Annotated in this window: 15 protein-coding genes; 4 read left to right on the forward strand and 11 right to left on the reverse strand. The window is 56.1% G+C overall.

The features are described from left to right. Positions 1-118: 118 nt before the first annotated feature. The 11 genes from napF to lrp form a co-directional block, all read right to left on the reverse strand. Positions 119-685 (reverse strand): ferredoxin-type protein NapF, encoded by a 567-nt coding sequence (gene napF, locus ACRDCA_RS13825; protein WP_438690022.1) that lies wholly within the window; start codon positions 683-685, stop codon positions 119-121. Then, positions 685-1293, reverse strand: a complete 609-nt coding sequence (dmsD, locus tag ACRDCA_RS13830; protein ID WP_438690023.1) for a Tat proofreading chaperone DmsD — start codon at positions 1291-1293, stop codon at positions 685-687. The genes napF and dmsD overlap by 1 nt, the downstream gene beginning before the upstream one ends. A 48-nt stretch (positions 1294-1341) precedes the next feature. Next, positions 1342-2202 carry a DmsC/YnfH family molybdoenzyme membrane anchor subunit gene (locus ACRDCA_RS13835; RefSeq protein WP_438690024.1) on the reverse strand — a complete coding sequence of 287 codons (861 nt, stop codon included), beginning with the start codon at positions 2200-2202 and terminating at the stop codon, positions 1342-1344. Between the two features lies 1 nt (position 2203). Then, positions 2204-2821: a DMSO/selenate family reductase complex B subunit gene (locus ACRDCA_RS13840; RefSeq protein WP_024529862.1), complete on the reverse strand. Its 618-nt coding sequence runs from the start codon at positions 2819-2821 to the stop codon at positions 2204-2206. A gap of 10 nt (positions 2822-2831) precedes the next feature. Then, entirely contained in the window at positions 2832-5279 is a 2448-nt protein-coding gene (gene dmsA / locus ACRDCA_RS13845) for a dimethylsulfoxide reductase subunit A (protein WP_438690025.1), read from the reverse strand. Between the two features lie 209 nt (positions 5280-5488). After that, positions 5489-7942, reverse strand: coding sequence for a selenate/tellurate reductase subunit YnfE (gene ynfE, locus ACRDCA_RS13850; RefSeq protein ID WP_438690026.1), 2454 nt, complete (start codon positions 7940-7942; stop codon positions 5489-5491). Between the two features lie 245 nt (positions 7943-8187). After that, entirely contained in the window at positions 8188-9480 is a 1293-nt protein-coding gene (gene serS, locus ACRDCA_RS13855; RefSeq protein WP_438690027.1) for a serine--tRNA ligase, read from the reverse strand. A gap of 108 nt (positions 9481-9588) precedes the next feature. Then, positions 9589-10932 carry a replication-associated recombination protein A gene (locus ACRDCA_RS13860; protein WP_429620567.1) on the reverse strand — a complete coding sequence of 448 codons (1344 nt, stop codon included), beginning with the start codon at positions 10930-10932 and terminating at the stop codon, positions 9589-9591. A gap of 8 nt (positions 10933-10940) precedes the next feature. After that, positions 10941-11552: an outer membrane lipoprotein chaperone LolA gene (gene lolA / locus ACRDCA_RS13865; RefSeq protein WP_438690028.1), complete on the reverse strand. Its 612-nt coding sequence runs from the start codon at positions 11550-11552 to the stop codon at positions 10941-10943. A 331-nt stretch (positions 11553-11883) separates the two neighbouring features. Next, positions 11884-15357 (reverse strand): DNA translocase FtsK 4TM domain-containing protein, encoded by a 3474-nt coding sequence (locus tag ACRDCA_RS13870; protein ID WP_438690029.1) that lies wholly within the window; start codon positions 15355-15357, stop codon positions 11884-11886. A gap of 120 nt (positions 15358-15477) precedes the next feature. Beyond that, positions 15478-15972, reverse strand: a complete 495-nt coding sequence (gene lrp, locus ACRDCA_RS13875; protein ID WP_021804943.1) for a leucine-responsive transcriptional regulator Lrp — start codon at positions 15970-15972, stop codon at positions 15478-15480. 214 nt (positions 15973-16186) lie between these two features. Here lrp and ACRDCA_RS13880 point away from each other — a divergent pair, with 214 nt between their 5' ends. The 4 genes from ACRDCA_RS13880 to cydC all read left to right on the forward strand — a co-directional run bounded on the left by ACRDCA_RS13880 (position 16187) and on the right by cydC (position 21444). Next, complete coding sequence (locus ACRDCA_RS13880; RefSeq protein WP_438690030.1) at positions 16187-16309, forward strand: hypothetical protein; 123 nt, start codon at positions 16187-16189, stop codon at positions 16307-16309. A gap of 351 nt (positions 16310-16660) precedes the next feature. Then, entirely contained in the window at positions 16661-17632 is a 972-nt protein-coding gene (trxB, locus tag ACRDCA_RS13885) for a thioredoxin-disulfide reductase (RefSeq protein ID WP_438690031.1), read from the forward strand. Between the two features lie 306 nt (positions 17633-17938). Continuing rightward, complete coding sequence (gene cydD / locus ACRDCA_RS13890) at positions 17939-19705, forward strand: heme ABC transporter permease/ATP-binding protein CydD (RefSeq protein WP_438690032.1); 1767 nt, start codon at positions 17939-17941, stop codon at positions 19703-19705. Between the two features lie 2 nt (positions 19706-19707). Further along, positions 19708-21444, forward strand: a complete 1737-nt coding sequence (cydC, locus tag ACRDCA_RS13895; RefSeq protein ID WP_438690033.1) for a heme ABC transporter ATP-binding protein/permease CydC — start codon at positions 19708-19710, stop codon at positions 21442-21444. Positions 21445-21459 lie beyond the last annotated feature (15 nt).

The raw sequence follows: 21459 nt of genomic DNA on the forward strand, positions 1-21459 counted from the left end.
GAAATTGAAACCGAACAGACGAAGTAGAGTGCGCGCATCATGCCACTGGCGATAAAAAAGTCAATCGGCGGTGAATGGGCGATCGCACAATATGTTTAACAATCGGATAAAACCGGCTTTATAGCTGTTCCGGCAACGATTTTTCACCCGAGGCGGCCAGGGAAATATGCCCATGGAAGCAGGATAGTTTGCACAGCCCGCAACCATTACACAGCGTATCGTCACACTGTAATTGGCGGGTGCCGCTGGCAGAAAGATGGAAGGCCAAAGCCTGTTGTGGGCAGTTGATGGTACACATCCGGCAACTGTCTTGCCGGCCCAGACAGCTGTGGCTGATTTGCGGGCGCAACAGCGTATCGCAGGGCATTTTGTCGCGCAATGCTCCGGTTTGGCAGGCGGAGGTACATTTCCGGCAGGCATCGCACTCGGTGAAATCGATGCTCAATACCGCCTTGCCTTGCTCGATCTTCAATAAACCGTATGGGCAGCTGCTCACGCAGCCGCCACAGCCGTTGCACAACGCGCTGAACAACGCTTCCGGCAACGCCTGAGGTGGACGAGCCACCGCAGGCAATGTCGCGGTCGGCGTTTCCCGCTCCGGCAAGGCTTTATTGCGATCCAGCCAACCAGTCAGCAACCGGCGTCGGCTATTGCCTTGCGCAGACAACTGCTGGTCGTTGTTCATCAGAAATACAGCTCCAGGCTCGGCACCGGCGATGGGCACTCTTCCGCCCAGGCCGCCAGCGTGATTTGTGCCAACTGCGCCACCCCTTGATAGAATGGGTGTCCGGCGTGTTGTTGCAGCAATTCCAAATAACGTGGAGCCCAAGGCAGCAGATGTAGTGCGATCAGCCCGGAAATCATTTTGTGCTGCTTCTCTTCGGCCAACCAGGCCGCCATCATCAGCAAAGTACCAATATGGTCTTCCGGTTCATTCTGATCGCGCTGGGCTTCGATACCGTTCACCCGCAGCCATTGGCGCAGGCGCAGCGTTGAATCACCAAACAGCACGCTCTCTCTGTCCAGGTAGACTGAACCCCAAGGCGGCGCCACCAGCGTATGCGGGCCAACAAACAGGCGCTGATAAGCCTCTGACAACGTTTCTGGCTGGTTACCCGTCAGGCCTTCGGCAATCAGGGCTGCAGCCTCTTGAGCGCCTTCATAAGGCCATTCGGTCAACCACTGTGGATCGGCCAAAGAGTCCAGTAATGGCTGGCACTCTTTGCTCTCCGGTGGAGCATACAATAAAACACCTAGCACACGGCCAGTCAGGGCAATTTTTTCAAGCATCATAACTTGGGGCTTCTCCAGGGGCGCAGCCAGGCCGCGCCCAGATTAACGTTAGCCAGCCACGGCCATGCCAACGGTCATATGCAGACCGTAGAACACGCCACGGCCAATCAACTCACCGGCAAAGACTAACACAAAGCCCAAGGTCAACCCCATTACACTGGCGTTACCCCGGCGCAACTGCGGGCAAATCCAGCAACCCAGACCGAGTACCAGCAATACCAGCCGCCAAACCATAAGCTGACCATATTCCGGGATCAGCGCCGACGCCTGCTGTACCGAGCTGCTGATGGTGGCCAGCTCACTGCCCTGCAACAGCGCCGAGCATAGGCTGAGCAACAATGCCAACACGCTGACCATCATCAGTTGACCGCGGGCAGCCACTTCCAGACCAGCCACACGCAGCAGCAATACGCCCAACAGCGGGCCGCCGATCAGCACCGACAGGAAGAAGTTCAGCGTGGTGTAGCCGTTATGCCAGGTCGGAACGGTATCGATCTGATAGACGCGCGTCATGGCGTAGACAAACAGCAGGCCCAGCGCCATGGTGACCACCAGCCAGACTTTGCCCAACGCCGGTGGCATCTTTTTCAGCACTGCCAGCAGCCAATAGAGGCCGCCAACCGCAAAAAATACCGAACCGCTGGCGATCTCGTTACTCAGCGCCGATTCACCAATGCGATTGAGCGAGTTAAAGGCCCTGAAAGGTGACCCCAAGTGCATTACGGAGGCGATAAAGGCAATCCCCATCAGCAACCACAGGAAAAACATAGAACCGTGTACCGCCTTGCTCTGGCGATCGGTCAGATTACCGGCGATCAACGCCAGCCCCATTACAATAATGCCGCCCACCACAAACTGCCCTAATACGGTGAACACCATCAGCGGCCATTCATGCCATCCCGTTCCCATTTTAAACCTCCTTCGGATTAGCCAGATGGCCGGTAGTGTCACCACTCGGGCGGCTGTTGGCGTTAGGTTTCAGCACGATGCACGGTTTGGTGAAGTGAGCAGCCGGTAACGGTGCTACTTGCGCCAGGGTGCCATGTTGTTTGCGCAGTTCGTCGATTGGGCCAAAATCCAAGGCACGCAGTGGGCAGGACTCGACACAAATCGGCTTTTGGCCAACGGCGACACGCTCATAACAGCCATCGCATTTGGTCATATGCCCTTTGGCTTCGTTGTACTGTGGCGCGCCGTATGGGCAAGCCATATGGCAATAACGGCAGCCGATGCATACCTCTTCGTTTACCACCACAAAGCCGTCTTCCCGCTTGTGCATGGCGCCGCTCGGACACACTTTGGTACAGGCCGGGTCTTCGCAGTGGTTACAGGCGATCGACAGATAATAGGCAAACACATTCTGGTGCCAGCTATCGCCGTCCTGCTGCCAATCGCCCCCGGCATACTCATAAATGCGGCGGAAGCTGACGTCCGGGGTCAGGTTTTTATAGTCTTTGCAGGCCAGCTCGCAGGTTTTGCAGCCGGTGCAACGACTTGAATCAATGTAGAATCCATATTGCGTAGTCATCAGCTACTCCTTAAAGTTTGGCGACCTGGACCAGATTGGTGTGAGAAGGATTACCCTTGGCCAGTGGCGACGGGCGCTGGGTGGTCAGCACGTTGATACTGCCTGCATGATCGATACGACTACCGTCCGGCGCATACCAGCCTCCTTCGCCTAGGGCAACCACGCCCGGCAACATACGCGGCGTCACTTTGGCATTGATGCGTACCTCACCCCGATCGTTGTAAATGCGGATCAGGTCGCCGTTGGCTATCCCACGGGATTGCGCGTCGATCGGGTTGATCCACATTTCCTGACGGCAAGCGGCTTTCAGCACGTCGACGTTGCCGTAGGTGGAGTGGGTTCTGGCTTTGTAGTGGAAACCGGTCATTTGCAGCGGGTATTTGCTGCTTAACGGATCGTCGTGGCTTTCAAAACCTGCCGCATACACCGGCAGAGGATCGATAATGTCGTCCTTAGGTAATTCCCAAGTCGCTGCCAGCTCCGCCAGTTGAGCAGAATAGATCTCGATCTTGCCCGAAGGCGTTTTCAGCGGATTAGACTGCGGATCGGCCCGGAAGGCTTTGTAAGCCACATGGTGGCCGTCGGGATCGCGCTGTTTGAAGATCCCTTGCTTAAGGAACTGTTCGAAATCTGGCAGCGCCGGAATGGCTTCACGGGATTGTTGATAGAGATGACGCAGCCACTCTTCCTGAGTACGCCCTTCGGTAAACTCCTGCTCAACACCCATACGCCGGGCGATTTCGCTGGTCATGTCATAGATGTTTTTGCATTCAAACTGCGGCTTGATCGCCTGATCGGCAAAGATGACGTAGCCCATATTGCCGCTTGAGGCATCCAGACAGAAGTCCATCTGCTCGGAGGCGGTGCAGTCCGGCAGCACCAGATCGGCATATTTCGCCGATGAAGTCATGTGGTTATCGATGACCACGATCATCTCGCACTTCTTATCGTCCTGCAGGATGTCGTGAGTACGGTTGATTTCCGAATGCTGGTTGATCAGGCAGTTACTGGCGTAGTTCCAGATAAACTTGATCGGCACGTCCAGCTTGTCCTTGCCCTGTACGCCGTCGCGCCTGGCGGTCATTTCCGGGCCGCGCAGAATGGCATCGGTCCACAGGAACATCGAAATACTGGTTTTCACCGGGTTTTCCAGCGTTGGCATCCGCACAAACGGCAGCCCGTAAGAACCTTCACGTGCGCCGCTGTTGCCACCATGAACCCCGACGTTACCGGTAAGGATCGGCAGCATGGCGATGGCACGTGAGGTCAGCTCACCATTAGCCTGGCGTTGTGGCCCCCAGCCCTGAGAGATAAAGGCCGGTTTGGTGCTACCGATTTCGCGCGCCAGCTTGATAATGCGATCGACCGGAATGCCGGTAATTTTCGATGCCCAGGCAGGCGTTTTCTCAATGCCATCGTCACCTTGGCCCAGAATATAGGCCTTATAGTGACCGTTGGCCGGCGCCCCGACAGGCAACGTCTTTTCGTCGTAACCGACGCAGTATTTATCCAGGAATGGCTGATCGACCAAATTCTCGCTGATCAGTACATGCGCCAACCCGGCAACCAATGCCGCATCGGTGCCAGGGCGGATTGGGATCCACTCATCTTCCCTGCCCGCTGCGGTATCGGTGTAGCGCGGGTCGATCACGATCATGCGGGCATTCGAACGCTCACGCGCCTGCTCCAGCAGATAAGTGACCCCACCACCGCTCATGCGAGTTTCGCCTGGGTTATTACCGAACAGCACGACCAGCTTGCTGTTTTCGATATCCGTCGGGCTGTTACCATCCGCCCAACCGCCGTAGGTGTAATTCAGCCCCATGGCGATCTGCGCGGTACTGTAGTCGCCATAGTGGTTCAGATAACCACCGCAGCAGTTCATCAAACGGGCGATCAACGTAGATCCCGGCGGCCAGGAGCGGGTCACTGTTCCCCCCAAGGTGCCGGTGCCGTAGTTCAGGTAGATGGCTTCATTGCCATAATCTTTAATGATGCGTTTCAGGTTATCGCTAATCAGCGTGAAGGCTTCATCCCAACTGATTTGTTTGAATTTTCCTTCGCCACGCTTGCCCACGCGCAGCATGGGGTACTTCAGGCGATCCGGGTTATATACGCGACGGCGCATCGAACGCCCACGCAGGCAGGCACGCACCTGATGCAACCCTTGATACTCGTCGTTGCCGGTATTATCGGTTTCGACATATTTGATCATGCCGTCAACCACATGCATTCGCAGCGGGCAACGGCTACCACAGTTCACGGTACAGGCACTCCACACCACTTTTTCTTCGGGCTTGGCGAGAGCGGATGCTGGAGATTCAGCATTGGCACGACGGCTGAAAGGTAGGGAAACGCCACCAACAGCTAGGGCAAGCCCGCCAATGGCACTGTTTTTAACCAGCTTTCGCCTGGAGCACTGAAAGCCGGCTAGAGGTTTTTTGGTGGACTCGCTCATAATATTTCACTCTAGGTTGCTTCAATCAGCCAGGGTATGGCTACAAAAAAATCTACAAATCACTCTGCAGACCGGTTTTAAACGACAGGTAATCGTATTTTTATTATGGCCTGCGCTAGGAGGAACTATCCTCCAAAAGAGGTAGCCCCACCTTGTTCACAATCAATAAATTGCTGATATTACAGCCTTTATTGATAATGATTGCTATTTCACACCTTTTCGATCTCGATCAGATTGGTATGCTGGGGGTTGCCCTTCGCCAGCGGTGATGGCCGATGGGTGGTGAGCGTATTCATGCAGGCACCGTGATCGATACGGTCACCGTTCATATTGGCCTGATGCCAGGCTCCCTGCCCCATCGCTACCACACCCGGCATGATGCGCGGTGTCACCTTGGCGGCCACGCGCACTTCGCCACGGCCATTGAATACCCGCACCGTTTCGCCACTGGCAATGCCCCGCTGGCTGGCATCCAACGGATTGATCCACACTTCCTGCGGGCATGCGGCCTGCAACACGTCGATATTGCCGTAGCTGGAGTGAGTTCGTGCCTTGTAGTGGAAACCGAACATTTGCAACGGATAGGTTTTACGCAAGGGATCGTCCCAGCCTTCGAAGGTTGAGGCATAGACCGGCAACGGGCTGATAGTTTCGTCTTTTTCCAACTCCCAACTGTTGGCGATTTCCGCCAATTTGGCTGAATAGATTTCGATCTTGCCTGAAGGCGTTTTCAGCGGGTTGGCGGCGGGATCGTCACGGAATTTTTTATAAGCCACAAAGTGCCCATTAGGATCTTTGCGCTTGTAAATGCCCATGCTGCGCAAGGCTTCATACGACGGCAGTTGCGGATCCTTTTCCAACATTTTGGCGTACAGGTATTGCAACCACTGTTCCTGGGTACGTCCCTCGGTGAATTTTTGGTGTACTTCAGGCCCCAGGCGGCGCGCCACCTCGCTCATCACTTCATAGATGGGTTTACGCTCAAACTTGGCAGAGGTGGCAGGCTGGATAAAGATCAGATATCCCATATTGCCAGCGTAGTCGTTTGGAATGATGTCCTCCTGCTCGACCGTCATCAGATCCGGCAGCAGAATATCGGCATATTTCGCCGAGGAGGTCATAAAGTTTTCCAGTACCACGATCATTTCACACTGCGAATCATCCTGCAGAATGTCGTGGGTTTTATTGATATCGGAGTGCTGGTTGGTGATGGTGTTACCGGCATAGTTCCAGATGAACTTGATCGGCACGTCCAGCTTGTCTTTACCGCGCACCCCGTCACGTTTGGCGGTCATTTCCGGGCCGCGAGCGATGGCATCGGTCCAACTGAAGCAGGAAATCTGCGTTTTTACCGGGTTTTCCAGCACCGGCATACGTTCGATGGTAATGGTGTAGGTTGACTCGCGCGCACCGCTGTTACCGCCGTTGATCCCCACGTTACCCGTCAGGATCGGCAACATGGCAATGGCACGCGAAGTAAGCTCACCATTTGCCTGGCGCTGCGGCCCCCAGCCTTGCGAGATATAAACCGGTTTAGTACTGCCGATCTCACGGGCCAGCTTGATGATACGGTCGGCCGGGATACCGGTGATCTGGGATGCCCACTGTGGGGTCTTTTCTACGCCGTCTTGCCCTTGGCCAAGAATATAGGCTTTGTAATGACCATTGGCAGGCGCGCCGGCAGGCAAGGTTTTCTCATCGTAACCCACGCAGTATTTATCCAGGAACGGCTGATCGACCAGATTTTCGCTGATCAACACATGCGCCAATCCGGCGACCAGTGCGGCATCGGTGCCTGGCCGGATCGGGATCCATTCATCCTCTCGCCCGGCGGCCGTATCCGTATAGCGCGGATCGATGACGATCATGCGCGCGTTTGAACGTTCCCGTGCCTGTTCCAGGAAGTAGGTGATGCCGCCACCGCTCATGCGGGTTTCTGCCGGATTGTTACCGAACAGTACCACCAGCTTGCTGTTTTCGATATCAGAGGTGCTGTTGCCTTCGTTGCTGCCGTAGGTATACGGCATCGCGCAGGCAATCTGGGCGGTACTGTAGGTGCCATAGTGGCTAAGAAAACCGCCGTAACAGTTCATCAGGCGGGCAACCAGCGAGGCATAAGGCGAGGAGCGAGTGATATTGCCACCGACAATGCCGGAGGTGTAGTTGATATACACCGCCTCATTGCCGTATTTGGCGACGATACGTTGCAGGCTGGTGGCAATTTCGCTGTAAGCCTCTTCCCAACTGATGCGTTTGAATTTGCCTTCGCCACGTTTACCGACGCGCTTCATCGGGTAATTCAGACGTTCTGGATGGTTCATCCGGCGACGCATCGAGCGGCCACGCAAACAGGCACGCACCTGATGGTTGCCATACACATCATCGCCCGTATTGTCGGTTTCAACCCAGTAAACTTCATCATCGCGCACGTGTAGCCGTAAGGCACAGCGGCTACCGCAGTTAACCGAGCAGGCACCCCATACCACTTTATCCTGTGGTGCCGGCTGTACCGCCGTGCTTACCGTATCTGCCAGTGCCTGACGGCTGAAAGGCAACGAAAAACCGCCAGCGGCCAGCGTCAGCCCCGCTACCGAGCCGGTTTTCACCAATGTGCGACGGCTGATACCGGTGGATGATGATGTTGCAGATTTTTGCTTCGACATAGCTCACTCCAGGTTTTGCCCGCATCACGGGAAAAGTCATGCCTTGGCCGGCAGAGACAGGAGGAGGCTAAATTAGCGCCAGGTAATCTGATGTGGAAAGTAATTCCCCCTGCATAGGTAAGGATATTACTCACAAGGGGGTAGGAAACTTTGTCTGCTATCAATAAATGGTGCTTTCATTCGTAAATGAAAACTATTCAAACGAAAAAGCGCCCGTAGGCGCTTTCATTGGAACGTGAAGCAGATTACCCGATATATTCCAGGCCGCCCATATAAGGACGCAATACTTCTGGCACCTGAATACGACCATCGGCCTGCTGGTAGTTTTCCAGCACCGCAACCAGAGTACGCCCTACGGCCAAACCAGATCCGTTCAACGTGTGAACCAGACGAGGTTTCTTCTCGGTCTTGCTGCGACAACGAGCCTGCATACGACGCGCCTGGAAATCCCCCATATTGGAGCAGGAAGAGATCTCGCGGTAGGTGTTCTGCGCAGGCAGCCACACTTCCAGATCGTAGGTTTTGCAGGAGCCAAAACCGATATCGCCGGTGCACAGCAGCACTTTGCGGTATGGCAGATTCAGCAATTGCAGCACTTTTTCCGCATGGCCGGTCAATTCTTCCAACGCATCCATCGAGTCTTCTGGGCGCACGATCTGGACCATTTCGACTTTATCGAACTGATGCATACGGATCAAACCACGGGTATCACGGCCATAAGAACCCGCTTCCGAACGGAAGCACGGCGTATGCGCGGTCATTTTCAGTGGCAGATCTTCTTCATTGAGGATCTCGTCACGTACCAGGTTGGTCACTGGCACTTCCGCAGTTGGGATCAGCGCATAGGTGCTGCTTTCTGCCTCTTCTTCCAGCGGTTTGGTATGGAACAGATCTTCACCAAACTTCGGTAACTGGCCGGTACCGTACAACGTGGCATGGTTTACCAGGTACGGCACATAGGTTTCCAGATAGCCATGCTTTTCCGTGTGCAGATCCAGCATAAACTGGGCCAGCGCACGGTGCATACGCGCCATTTGGCCTTTCATCACCACAAAGCGTGCACCGGTCAACTTCACCGCCGCGGCAAAATCCAGCCCACCGGCCATTTCGCCCAGCTCAACGTGATCGCGCACCGGGAAATCGTACTGACGTGGTTCACCCCAGCGGCTGACTTCCAGGTTTTCGCTATCGTCTTTGCCATCTGGTACCGCGTCGTCCGGCACGTTCGGCATCACCAATGCGTAATCACGGATCTCGTTCTGCAGCTTATCCAGTGCGGCCTTGGCAGCATCCAGCTTGTCACCCAGTTCGTTCACTTCGCGACGCAGCGGCTCGATATCTTCACCACGCGCTTTGGCCGCGCCGATGGATTTCGATCGGGAGTTACGTTCTGCCTGCAATGTCTCAGTTTCTACCTGCAGAACCTTACGGCGCTCTTCTTGTGAACGCAGCAGATCCAGATCGAGTTTAAAGCCTCTGCGAGCCAGTTTTACGGCGACTGCGTCTAGCTCATTACGCAGCAGATTGGGATCGAGCATGCTAATCCTGTGCTTGTTGTTATTGAAAGAGAAATTATGTTTTATGCGGCAACGGTATGGCCGCATAAAAGAAGAGTGATACCCGCTAACCTTACCGCAACGGCAACGCTAGCGGTAGCGTTTTGTCTGGCTATTTTGATCCTGCTCAGCCAGCCATGCCAACTTTTCACCGATTTTGCCTTCCAGCCCGCGTGAGGTCGGATGATAGTAGCGTGTGGTGGCCATTTCCGCCGGGAAATAGCTCTCTCCGGCCGCGTAGGCGTTGGGTTCGTCATGGGCATAACGGTATTCCGCGCCCAGCCCCATTTCTTTCATCAGCTTGGTCGGAGCGTTACGCAGATGCTCCGGTACGTCATAGTCCGCCATCTCTTTGGCGTCGCGCATGGCGGCTTTAAAGGCGGTATAGACGGCGTTGCTTTTTGGCGCACAGGCCAGATAGACGATCGCCTGTGCGATAGCCCGTTCACCTTCCGCAGGGCCAACGCGGGTGAAGCAGTCCCAGGCGGCAATCGCCACCTGCATACCGCGCGGATCGGCGTTGCCAACGTCTTCAGAGGCAATTGCCAGCAGGCGGCGTGCTACATACAGCGGATCGCCACCGGCGGTAATAATACGCGCATACCAGTACAAGGCGGCATCCGGTGCCGAACCACGTACGGATTTATGCAGCGCAGAAATCAGATCGTAATAGCGATCGCCTTTGTTATCGAAGCGTGCGCTGCGTTCACCGGAGACCTCCTTGAGCAGTTCCGGGGTTAATACCCGCATGCCCTTGCCGTCGATTTCAGCCATATCGGCCATCATCTCCAGGCTGTTCAAGGCGCGGCGAGCGTCGCCACCGACCAGTTCCGACAGCATGCGCCTGGTTTCTGGCGGCAACTCGATGTTTTGATCGCCAAAACCACGCGCCTTGTCTTCCATCGCCTGATCCAGCACCTGGCCAATGTCGTCCGCCGTCAGCGCTTTGAGCAGATACACTCGCGCCCGGGACAGCAACGCCGAGTTCAGTTCAAAAGAAGGGTTTTCCGTCGTGGCGCCGATAAAGGTAATGGTGCCGTCTTCGATATGCGGCAGGAAGGCATCCTGCTGGCTTTTATTGAAGCGGTGAACTTCGTCGACAAACAGGATGGTGCGGCGGCCAGCGTCGCGGTTTTGCCGAGCGCGCTCGATAGCTTCGCGGATCTCTTTGATGCCGGAAGTGACCGCCGAGATGCGCTCGACATCAGCCCGGCCATAGCGGCCAATCAACTCTGCCAGCGTCGTTTTCCCGGTTCCCGGTGGCCCCCACAGGATCATCGAGTGCAGTTGCCCAGCCTCGATGGCACGTGGCAACGGCTTGCCCGGAGCCAGCAAATGCTGCTGGCCAATGTATTGCGCCAGCGTGGTTGGCCGCATACGTGCGGCCAGTGGCTGGAACTCATTGTGGGAAAAATCGAGTGACATGTTGCTCACGTAGACCTCTACTTCCGCTGGTCGTCCAGCGTCACCCCCTTCGGTGGGGTAAATTTGAATTTGGCAGCATCAACGCCGCTGCTCTGCTGGCTCTTCAACTGATAGGCACTGCGCTGGCCATCCTGCTCAACCGCGGTAAAGCTCTTGATGGTGCCGCTATTGGTTACGCTAATGGCAAACTGCTTCAGATTACCGCTGCTGGCCTTTGGCGTCAGTTCGAAGTCATCCCCTTTCTGCTTCACGTTGTACTGTTTCCAGTCGTTAGCATCGTTACGGGTGATCAGCATAAAGGGCGTATTGCCGGTGGCATTTTTCAGCCAGGTAGCCGTTACCTGCTCAACGAACGGGTTGTAGAACCACAGGGTCTCACCGTCCGAAACCAGTATGCTCTCATCCGGCGAAGTCATGTGCCAGTTAAACAGGTTTGGGCGTTTTACCCATAATTCGCCTTCTCCTTGCTGCACGTTAGCGCCGTCACTACTGGTGACCGATTGGGAGAAGCTGGCATGGAAACTGTTTACTTTCGCCAGACGACCTTGCAAATCTTGCGCAGCATCCGCCAACACGGAAGTAGACGCGAGTCCCGAAAGCAGACAACAGGCAATCAACAGTTTTTTCATTATTCCAGATACCTTATGAAATGCGGTTACCGCAAGCTGGGTCAATATAACCCTGAACACCTCCACTCTACCCGAAGCGCTTGGCCGACAACCAGAGCACAATTCCGATAAAGCAGGGGTTTACGCTTCTTTGCACAAGAGCCCCTCACCCTAACCCTCTCCCATAGGGAGAGGGGATCGAACATGCCACATGCTGGCTGTCATACCTGACTGCAACTCCGCAACAGCTCCTTCTCCTTTAGGGAGAGGGCTGGGGTGAGGGGGATATTTAGGAGAAAAGCTGCTTGCCAGAAAACTGGCAAGCATTAACGCTAAGCAAATTCAATGGCAATCAATCGTGCCGTGGCGGGGCCAGAACCTCACGGTTACCATTATGCCCCTGCTCACTGACAATGCCCTGCGCTTCCATCTGTTCGATGATACGCGCGGCACGGTTGTAGCCAATGCGGAACTGACGCTGCACGCCGGAAATCGAGGCGCGGCGTTTATCCACCACAAACTCGACCGCCTGATCGAACAGCGGATCCAGCTCTTCATCGCCGTCCAGACCACTACCTGCGCCACCCTCACCGTCTTCACCGGCGCTGAGAATGCCCTCTTTATATTGCGGCCGCTCACGCGCTTTCCAGTCTTTGACCACGGCATGGACTTCCTGATCGCGCACAAACGCCCCGTGCACACGCACCGGTATCGAAGAGTTCGGTGCCAGATACAGCATGTCCCCCATCCCCAGCAGGGATTCTGCACCGCCCTGATCGAGAATGGTACGGGAGTCGATCTTGCTAGAGACGGTAAAGGCGATACGCGTCGGGATGTTGGCCTTGATCAAGCCAGTGATCACGTCCACCGAAGGGCGCTGCGTTGCCAGCACCAGGTGGATACCGGCAGCACGCGCTTTCTGTGCCAGACGGGCAATCAACTCTTCAACCTTTTTGCCCACCGTCATGATCAGATCGGCAAACTCATCCACCATCACCACGATGTACGGTTCTTTTTCCAACACCGGCGGCGTGATATCCATGCTGTCGCTTGGCTTCCAGAACGGATCCGGGATCGGCCGCCCCATGGCCTCGGCCTGATCGACCCGCTCGTTGTAGCCCGCCAGGTTACGCACCCCCAAGGCAGACATCAGCTTATAGCGGCGTTCCATCTCGGCTACGCACCAACGCAATGCATTGGCGGCGTCTTTCATATCGGTAACCACATCGGTCAACAGGTGCGGAATACCTTCGTAGACCGACAGTTCCAGCATTTTCGGGTCGATCATGATAAAGCGCACTTCTTTCGGCGTGGCCTTATACAAAATGCTGAGGATCATGGCGTTGACCCCGACCGACTTACCAGAACCGGTGGTACCGGCTACCAGCAGGTGTGGCATTTTCGCCAGATCGGCAACCACTGGCTGGCCCGCGATATCTTTACCCAATACGATCGCCAACGGCGATGGATTGTCGCGGAAGGCTGGGCAATCCAGCACTTCGCGCAGATATACGGTTTGGCGTTTAACGTTCGGCAATTCCAGACCGACGTAAGGCTTACCCGGGATCACCTCCACCACACGCACAGCGGAAGTTGATAATGAACGGGCCAGATCGCGCGATAGATTGGAAATGCGCGCGGCCTTGACGCCAGGAGCCAAATCCAGTTCAAAGCGGGTAATGACCGGGCCAGGCAGGATATCGACCACGTCGGCCTTGACGCGGTAATCCGCCAGACTGGCTTCCACCAGCCGTGCTTTCTGTTCCAGCGCAAAAGTATCGACCGGTTCGACCTCTTTCGGGGCCTCGGTCAACAGATCCAGCGTTGGCAGTGGCGTCGTCGGCTTCTGCAGCGGCATGTCATTACGCATCAGGAACGGATGGATCAGGCTGTCCATCGCAGGCGCTGGCGGTTGCTGCTGAGCCGGTGGTTGATATGCCTGTTGCGGCTGGTAAGTAGGCGCTGGCGGACGCGAAGCCTGATAAGCGGGCGCCTCAGGCTCAAACTGCCCGAAAGGCACATCATCTTCCAGCTCGCTTTCCTGCTCAATGCTGTCTTCAAGCTGGGGTGACAGGGTAAACAGCGGCTCGGTTGGGCCGTCATCCACCAGATCCGCCATCGGCGAGAAGCTATAGGCCTGGCGGGTATCCACCGAACGCGTCACCGGAGCCGGCTGTGGCACAGGCTGCGGTTCTTCTACCCCATAGCGTGCCTGCTGCTGCGCGGCAAATGCCTGGCCAAGTTCGGCCTCACGCAACGCATCTTCGTCATCCACTGGAGACTCATCTTGCGGGAACTCTTCGCCGTAGCGCTGGCTTTGCTGTTCGGCAAAGGCCTGACGCAATGCGGCCTCTTGCAAGGCTTCATCGACGTCTACTTCCTGCGCATGACTGGCCAGATCTGGTTGAGGCTCATCCCCGCGTTCACGCTGTTCCTGCTCTGCGATCCGCTGTGAAGGCAGCTTGATGCCGTAGGAGGCCAGCTCACGCCGGGTAGGAATACGCACCGGATTTGGTCGTGGCAGTTCCGGGCCAATGCCCTGCTTGACCTGCGAACTCGCATCGCTGGTGGCAGTAAATGCCGGCATGAAGGTGTTGTTTACCGCGCCAGCGGTAGCAGTCGCTGCGGCAATTGCCGCTGGCTTGACCGCCTCTGTCGCGCTGAAGCCGGTAGAGCCAATGACATCGTCGCTATCCCGCTGAGCCGCAGAGAAATCGAACGGTGACGGCTCCGGTTTTGCTGTAACAGGGGTCTGCCAGTCACCCAGGCGCGGCTCACGTTCTTCACGCTTTGGTTCCACCACGCGCGTCGTTCTCGGTGCCGGTGTTTCTTCTGGCAGTTCAAACGAATACAGCGGCGGCGTGTCTTGTGGCTGCGCAGGGGTTAAGGAATGTTGATTGATGGAAGCAGGCGCGGCCGGGGCCACGGTAACCGGAGCCTGAACGGCCGCTTTCGGCATTACCGGAATATCGGTCACTATCGCCGTTGGCTCGGCAAACGGGGTTTCATCCTCGCTGGCACGTAAACCGCTAAGTAAAGGATCGGCGGCATCTTGCGCTGCTTCTTCGGCGGTTTCGGTCACGGAAGGCGCAGAGAACAAGACGTCGTCCTCTTCTTCGGCCATGGCAGCAACCGGTGCCGCCTGTTTTCCGCTTTCCTCGTGCTCATCAAATACCACGTCGTCATCATCGTGATAGCGGTCTTCACGGCGTGAACGGTTGGTCATAAAGGTAGCGGCTCCCAGTACCACACCACCAATTTTTTCCGCAATCACCAGCCACGACCAGCCGGTGAACAGAGTCAGCCCCACCGCCCAAATGCCAAGCAGCGCCAAAGTGGCGCCAATACCGTTAAACCACGGCAACATGGCATTGCTCAACAGGCTGCCAATCACCCCACCGGAAGCGAAGTAATAGAGATCGTCAACGTTCAACGCGGCCAGGCCGCACGAGGTCAGCACCAGCGCCAACGTACCAATCAAACGCAACGAAAGCCCGAAGAAATCGACGTACTCGCCGTTATCGCGCCGACGGTAACCCGACAGGCACAACACCAGCATAATCGGCGGGATCGCATAGGCAAGGACCCCAAAGGTGAAGAACAACGTGTCGGCCAACCATGCGCCTACGCCGCCGCCCAGATTGTGGATCGGCTCATGCCAGGCAGTTTGCGACCAACTGGGATCGGAAGGGTTGAAACTGACCAGCGCAGCCATGAGGTAAACGGCAAAAATGGCTACCACGATCAACACAGCCTCGAGCAAACGCCGCCCACTGCTGAGTTTTTTCAGGGTAACTTCTTTATCTTCTGTGTATTCCTGGCTCAAGAAAGGCACTCCAGGTTCCTGTTGACGGATAGAGTAACAGCGCCGGGATGCTTTCCCGGCGCCAAAACTGTATGAATAAACAGGAGTGTAACGAATTTAATCAGGTTTTGCACCTGCACCTTACCGTGTTTTGATAACCAGACGGTTACTCTGTTTCACTTCTTCCATCACGACGTAAGTACGGGTGTCATTAACCCCCGGCAAGCGCAACAGAGTTTCGCCTAACAGCTTACGGTAAGCTGACATATCTGGCACACGGGTTTTCAACAGATAGTCGAAATCGCCGGAAACCAGATGACACTCCTGGATTTCTTCAAGTTTTTGCACCGCTGAGTTGAACTGCTCAAACACGTCTGGCGCACCGCGGTTCAACGTGATTTCCACGAAGACCAGCAGAGACGCATCCAGATAATGCGGGTTAAGCAATGCGGTATACCCATGAATAAAGCCTTGACGCTCAAGACGGCGCACACGCTCCAAACAAGGGGTTGGGGATAACCCCACGCGCTTTGAAAGTTCGACGTTCGAAATGCGCCCATCCTTCTGCAACTCATTGAGGATGTTGCGATCGATACGGTCGAGATCTTTACCCGGGCGTTTTTTAGTATCTACCATTATTATTGTCTCTCTTATGTTCTTCCCTGCACTTGCCACACCCTAGCCAACGTCAATGTGCAAGGATTTGTTCCAAGCGAAGACCCGATGCCTGTGTTTAGCGGTTCATTCCCCAGAGGGAACAAGATGCGTATTACCAACCGCCCTTGTGCTTCGTCACTACCATCTTCCGCCGTTGCCCAGCCTGTCTGTCACCTCCGGGCCACGAATTCAAATGATTTCCATTGAGAAATCCATCAACCACCACCAGGGCAAACGCACCCTCACCCATCGCGACCCGGCAATGTTCTGCCTCGGTGGCGAAAATGCCTACGATTTGCTGCTGGCACGGGGTTAATTTCTTCTTCCTATGATGTTTTCGCAAATGCGCAGCGGATTGTCAAAGTAAAAGAAGTAAAATCAGTAGAACGTACCGCCAGCAAAACTGGACACCTGATTTTTTGTTAGGAATTTCCCCCATTCAAAACCCCGCAGTTACCCGCACAAACCCCGCAAAAAACGCACTTTTAGACCACTGCTGTACAAAATTATTGCGGTCGTTCCTCCGCGCTTTCCAGTGATAAAATGCCGGCTAATAGGCGCTGGTTATCAAACAAATCGGTAACAACATCCCCTGGCGCTTTTTTTACTGCCGCATTTTCCCTACAATCGGTTCCATTGTCCGCCATTGTGGGAAACGAGGTTATTCATGGGCACGGCTAAACATAGCAAATTATTGATCCTGGGCTCTGGCCCGGCTGGCTACACCGCAGCGGTTTATGCCGCACGCGCGAACCTGAACCCGGTACTGATCACCGGCATGGAGCAAGGCGGTCAGTTGACCACCACCACCGAAGTCGAGAACTGGCCAGGCGATGCCGAAGGCCTGACCGGCCCGGCGCTGATGGAACGCATGCGTGAGCACGCGGAGAAGTTCGACACCAAGATCGTGTTCGACCATATCAACAGTGTCGATCTGCAGAACCGCCCTTTCCGTCTGATCGGTGACAGCGGCGAATATACTTGCGACGCCTTGATCATCGCTACCGGCGCATCGGCCCGCTATTTAGGCCTGCCATCGGAAGAGGCTTTCAAAGGCAAAGGGGTTTCCGCCTGTGCCACCTGCGATGGTTTCTTCTATCGCAACCAGAAGGTCGCCGTGGTCGGTGGAGGTAACACCGCCGTGGAAGAAGCGCTGTATCTGTCGAACATCGCCTCCGAAGTTCATCTGGTGCACCGCCGTGACAGCTTCCGCAGCGAGAAGATCCTGATCAATCGCCTGATGGAAAAAGTGAAGAACGGCAATATCGTTCTGCACACGGACTGCACGCTGGACGAAGTGTTGGGCGATCAGATGGGCGTCACCGGGATGCGTTTGCGCAGCACCAAAGACGCAGAGCAGACCAAAGAGCTAGAGCTTGCTGGGGTGTTTATCGCCATCGGCCACAGCCCTAACACTGCAATCTTCGGTGGGCAGCTTGAGCTGGAAAACGGCTATATCAAAGTGCAGTCCGGTATTCACGGTAACGCGACCCAGACCTCCATTCCGGGCGTGTTTGCCGCAGGCGACGTAATGGATCACATTTACCGCCAGGCGATCACCTCCGCCGGAACAGGCTGTATGGCCGCACTGGATGCCGAGCGCTATCTCGACGGCATTGCACAGGCAGAATGCAAATAACCTAGCTGCAAACGGGCGCAGTATGCAGCGCCCTACGTAGCGAACCTGCTGATAAAGCTTCAGCAGTATCAGGCGGCCGATTGGCCGCCTTGTTTTTATCCCCCGCAGTTAAACGTTCAAAACAACCCTATCCACGCTAAAAACGTGACTGCTGCCCAAGTTATGAAAGGGATAATTATTTCACGTCTAACGAGTGACGAGGTAACATTAGCGTTCACTTGTCTTATTTCCGGCTGAGACAAACACTTTTTTAACAGTACGTTAACCAAGCCTGTTACAACAGGCATCGGCGACGCAGACTACCTGATGAAAAAAACCAGACAGCACCAGTTAACCCGTTGGCTCAAAACACAGAGTACGTTAGCGCAGCGTTGGCTGCGTTTATCCATGCTGTTAGGTCTGGCAAGCGGCATTTTGATTGTCGCCCAGGCCTGGCTGTTGGCTTCCCTGCTCCATGCCCTGATTATTGAACACCAGCCTCGCGCTGAGCTTGTCTCATCGTTTATCTGGCTGGCAGCCACCTTTGCCCTGCGGGCCTTCCTGAGCTGGCTGCGTGAACGGGTTGGCTTTATCTGTGGGCAGGTTATCCGCCAGCGTATGCGCTCCCAGGTATTGGATAAGCTGCAACAGCTTGGCCCTGCCTGGATTCAGGGTAAACCTGCCGGTAGCTGGGCCAGCATCATCGTTGAGCAGATCGAAGACATGCAGGATTACTATTCCCGCTATCTGCCGCAAATGTATCTGGCCGTGTTTATCCCGCTGCTGATCCTGATCACCGTCTTCCCTATCAACTGGGCAGCCGGGTTTATCCTGCTGGCCACCGCCCCGCTGATCCCGCTGTTTATGGCGCTGGTCGGTATGGGGGCCGCCGATGCCAACCGCCGTAACTTTGTGGCATTGGCGCGGCTTAGCGGCAACTTCCTCGATCGCCTGCGCGGTCTGGATACGCTGCGTCTGTTTAATCGCGGCCAGGCAGAAACCGATCGCATTGCCAGATCGTCGGAAGATTTCCGCCAGCGCACCATGGAAGTGCTGCGCCTGGCCTTCCTCTCCTCTGCCGTGCTGGAATTCTTCGCTTCGATTTCCATCGCCGTGGTGGCGGTCTACTTTGGCTTCTCCTACCTCGGTGAGCTGGATTTTGGCAGTTACGGCACGGGCGTGACGCTGTTTGCCGGTTTCCTGGTGCTGATCCTGGCACCGGAGTTTTTCCAACCGTTGCGCGATCTGGGTGCGTTTTACCACGCCAAAGCACAGGCCGTGGGCGCAGCCGAAGCGCTGGAAACCTTTCTGGCTGCCGTTGGCGAGCAGGTAGGGAATGGCGCGCAAACGCTAAATAGCGAAGAGCCGCTGACGGTTCAGGCACGGGGCCTGGAAATTCTCTCCCCCAATGGCGTACTGCTGGCCGGGCCGCTTGATTTTACCCTGCTCCCCAATCAGCGTATCGCCTTGGTCGGGCTTAGCGGTGCTGGGAAAAGCTCCCTGTTGAATCTGCTACTCGGTTTTCTGCCTTATCGCGGTTCATTGCTGATCAACGGCATCGAGCTGCGCGAGCTGGCTGCGGTTAACTGGCGTCAGCAGCTGGGCTGGGTGGGTCAAAATCCCCACCTGCCAGCCCGAACCCTGCGGGACAATATTCTGCTCGGCTATCCGCAGGCCAGCGAGGGCCAATTGCAGCAGGCCGTCGAGCAGGCTTACGTCAGCGAATTCCTGCCGCATCTGCCAAAAGGGCTGGAAACTGACCTGGGTGATGGCGCGGCTCGTCTTTCCGTTGGGCAAGCTCAGCGTGTGGCCGTGGCCCGAGCGCTGCTCAGCCCCCGCCGTTTGCTGTTACTGGATGAGCCTGCGGCCAGTCTGGACGCCCACAGCGAACGCCTGGTGATGCAGGCGCTCAATGCGGCCTCCCATCAGCAAACCACACTGCTGGTCACGCACCAGTTGGAAGATACCGAAGATTACGACCAGATTTGGGTGATGGACAGCGGGAAGATCGTGCAGCAGGGCAACTACGCCACGCTCTGCGCCCAGCCCGGTCTGTTTGCCAAACTGATTGCACACCGCAGCGGGGAGCTATAATCATGCGCGTTTTGCTGCCATTCCTGGCGTTGTATCGCCGCCACACGTTGCTGATTTTGCTGGGCATCGTCCTGGCCATCGTCACCTTACTGGCCAGTATCGGCCTGCTGGCGCTGTCCGGCTGGTTCCTGGCCGCCTCTTCGCTGGCCGGGCTGGCGGGATTAATGACCTTCAACTACATGTTACCGGCCGCTGGCGTGCGGGGGGCGGCGATCTTCCGTACCGCCGGGCGATATGCAGAACGGGTCGTCAGCCATGACGCCACCTTCCGCGTATTGTCCCATCTGCGGGTATTCACCTTCCGCAAGATCCTGCCGCTGTCGCCGGGGGGTATTGCCCGTTTCCGTCAGGCCGAACTGCTCAACCGCCTGGTGGCCGACGTCGATACGCTCGATCACCTCTACCTACGGGTGATTTCACCGATGGTCAGCGCTGCGGTGGTGATTGTGGTGGTCACCTTCGGCCTTAGCTGGCTGGATGTCCCGCTCGCACTGACGTTGGGCGGGATTTTGTTATTGCTGTTGCTGGCCGTGCCACCGATTTTCTATCGCGCAGGTAAGCCCATCGGGGAAGAGTTGACCCTGTTACGCAGCCAGTACCGCACCGATCTGACTGCCTGGCTACAAGGGCAGGCCGAACTGGTAGTGTTCGGCGCGCTGGACGCTTTCCGTCATAAACTCATCGCAACCGAACAGCGCTGGCAGCGCCGCCAATGGCAACAGGCTTCGCTTGGGGGAATTGCTCAGGCGCTGATGATCCTGGCCAGCGGCCTTACCGTTACGTTGCTGATGTGGCTTGCCGCGGCGGGGATTGGTGGCGACACCCAACCTGGAGCGTTGATCGCCCTGTTTGCCTTTGCTGCCCTGGCCTCTTTTGAAGCCATGATGCCCGTTGCTGCCGCGTTCCAACATCTGGGTCAGGTGATCGCTTCAGCCACCCGCGTCAAACAAATTATCGATCAACAACCGGAAGTCACCTTCCCTGCCAGCGGCCCAGCCCCACAGCCGGGCGCGGCGCTGCAACTGAGCGAGGTGTCCTTTACCTATCCCGACCAGCCGCTACCGGTATTGAACAACGTGACGTTGTCTATTGCCGCTGGCGAACACATCGCGCTGTTGGGCCGTACCGGCTGCGGTAAATCAACCCTGCTGCAATTGCTGACCCGCGCCTGGAATGCTGACAGCGGACAGATCCAACTCAACGGCCAGCCGCTGGCTAGCTATGATGAAACTACGCTGCGCGCCATGACCACGGTGGTGAGCCAGCGGGTGCATATTTTCAGCTCTACGCTGCGAGAAAACCTGCGTATTGCCGCACCTGAGGCCAGCGATGAGGCGTTAAACCTTGTGCTGCAACAGGTTGGACTGGATAAGCTGCTGGAAAACGAAGGACTGAATGCCTGGCTGGGTGAAGGTGGCCGTCAGCTTTCCGGTGGTGAACAACGCCGTTTGGGCATTGCCCGTGCTTTGCTGCATCACGCACCGTTGCTGCTGCTTGATGAACCTACCGACGGGTTGGATGCCGAGACCGAGCAACAGATCCTGGCCCTGCTACGCCAGCATTGCCAAGGCAAGACGTTAATCCTGGTCACTCATCGGTTATATGGGCTGGAGCATTTCGACCGCATCTGCGTGATGGACGGTGGCAGTATCGTCGAACAAGGCAGCCATGCGGCGCTGATGCGCCAGCCTGGCCGCTATGCCCAGTTCCATCAACGTATCAGCCATGTATCGCTGTAAAACGGCCTGTAGGCA

It is taken from the genome of Serratia sp. (in: enterobacteria), assembly GCF_051654945.1.
In the GTDB taxonomy this organism is placed as follows: Bacteria; Pseudomonadota; Gammaproteobacteria; order Enterobacterales; family Enterobacteriaceae; genus Chania.

What these genes read in the sequence shown, in the direction of transcription:
- napF (WP_438690022.1), bottom strand. Translation starts at nt 685, where the DNA reads ATGAACAACGACCAGCAGTTGTCTGCGCAAGGCAATAGCCGACGCCGG.
- dmsD (WP_438690023.1), bottom strand. Translation starts at nt 1,293, where the DNA reads ATGATGCTTGAAAAAATTGCCCTGACTGGCCGTGTGCTAGGTGTTTTA.
- ACRDCA_RS13835 (WP_438690024.1), bottom strand. Translation starts at nt 2,202, where the DNA reads ATGGGAACGGGATGGCATGAATGGCCGCTGATGGTGTTCACCGTATTA.
- ACRDCA_RS13840 (WP_024529862.1), bottom strand. Translation starts at nt 2,821, where the DNA reads ATGACTACGCAATATGGATTCTACATTGATTCAAGTCGTTGCACCGGC.
- dmsA (WP_438690025.1), bottom strand. Translation starts at nt 5,279, where the DNA reads ATGAGCGAGTCCACCAAAAAACCTCTAGCCGGCTTTCAGTGCTCCAGG.
- ynfE (WP_438690026.1), bottom strand. Translation starts at nt 7,942, where the DNA reads ATGTCGAAGCAAAAATCTGCAACATCATCATCCACCGGTATCAGCCGT.
- serS (WP_438690027.1), bottom strand. Translation starts at nt 9,480, where the DNA reads ATGCTCGATCCCAATCTGCTGCGTAATGAGCTAGACGCAGTCGCCGTA.
- lolA (WP_438690028.1), bottom strand. Translation starts at nt 11,552, where the DNA reads ATGAAAAAACTGTTGATTGCCTGTTGTCTGCTTTCGGGACTCGCGTCT.
- lrp (WP_021804943.1), bottom strand. Translation starts at nt 15,972, where the DNA reads ATGGTAGATACTAAAAAACGCCCGGGTAAAGATCTCGACCGTATCGAT.
- ACRDCA_RS13880 (WP_438690030.1), top strand. Translation starts at nt 16,187, where the DNA reads ATGATTTCCATTGAGAAATCCATCAACCACCACCAGGGCAAACGCACC.
- trxB (WP_438690031.1), top strand. Translation starts at nt 16,661, where the DNA reads ATGGGCACGGCTAAACATAGCAAATTATTGATCCTGGGCTCTGGCCCG.
- cydD (WP_438690032.1), top strand. Translation starts at nt 17,939, where the DNA reads ATGAAAAAAACCAGACAGCACCAGTTAACCCGTTGGCTCAAAACACAG.
- cydC (WP_438690033.1), top strand. Translation starts at nt 19,708, where the DNA reads ATGCGCGTTTTGCTGCCATTCCTGGCGTTGTATCGCCGCCACACGTTG.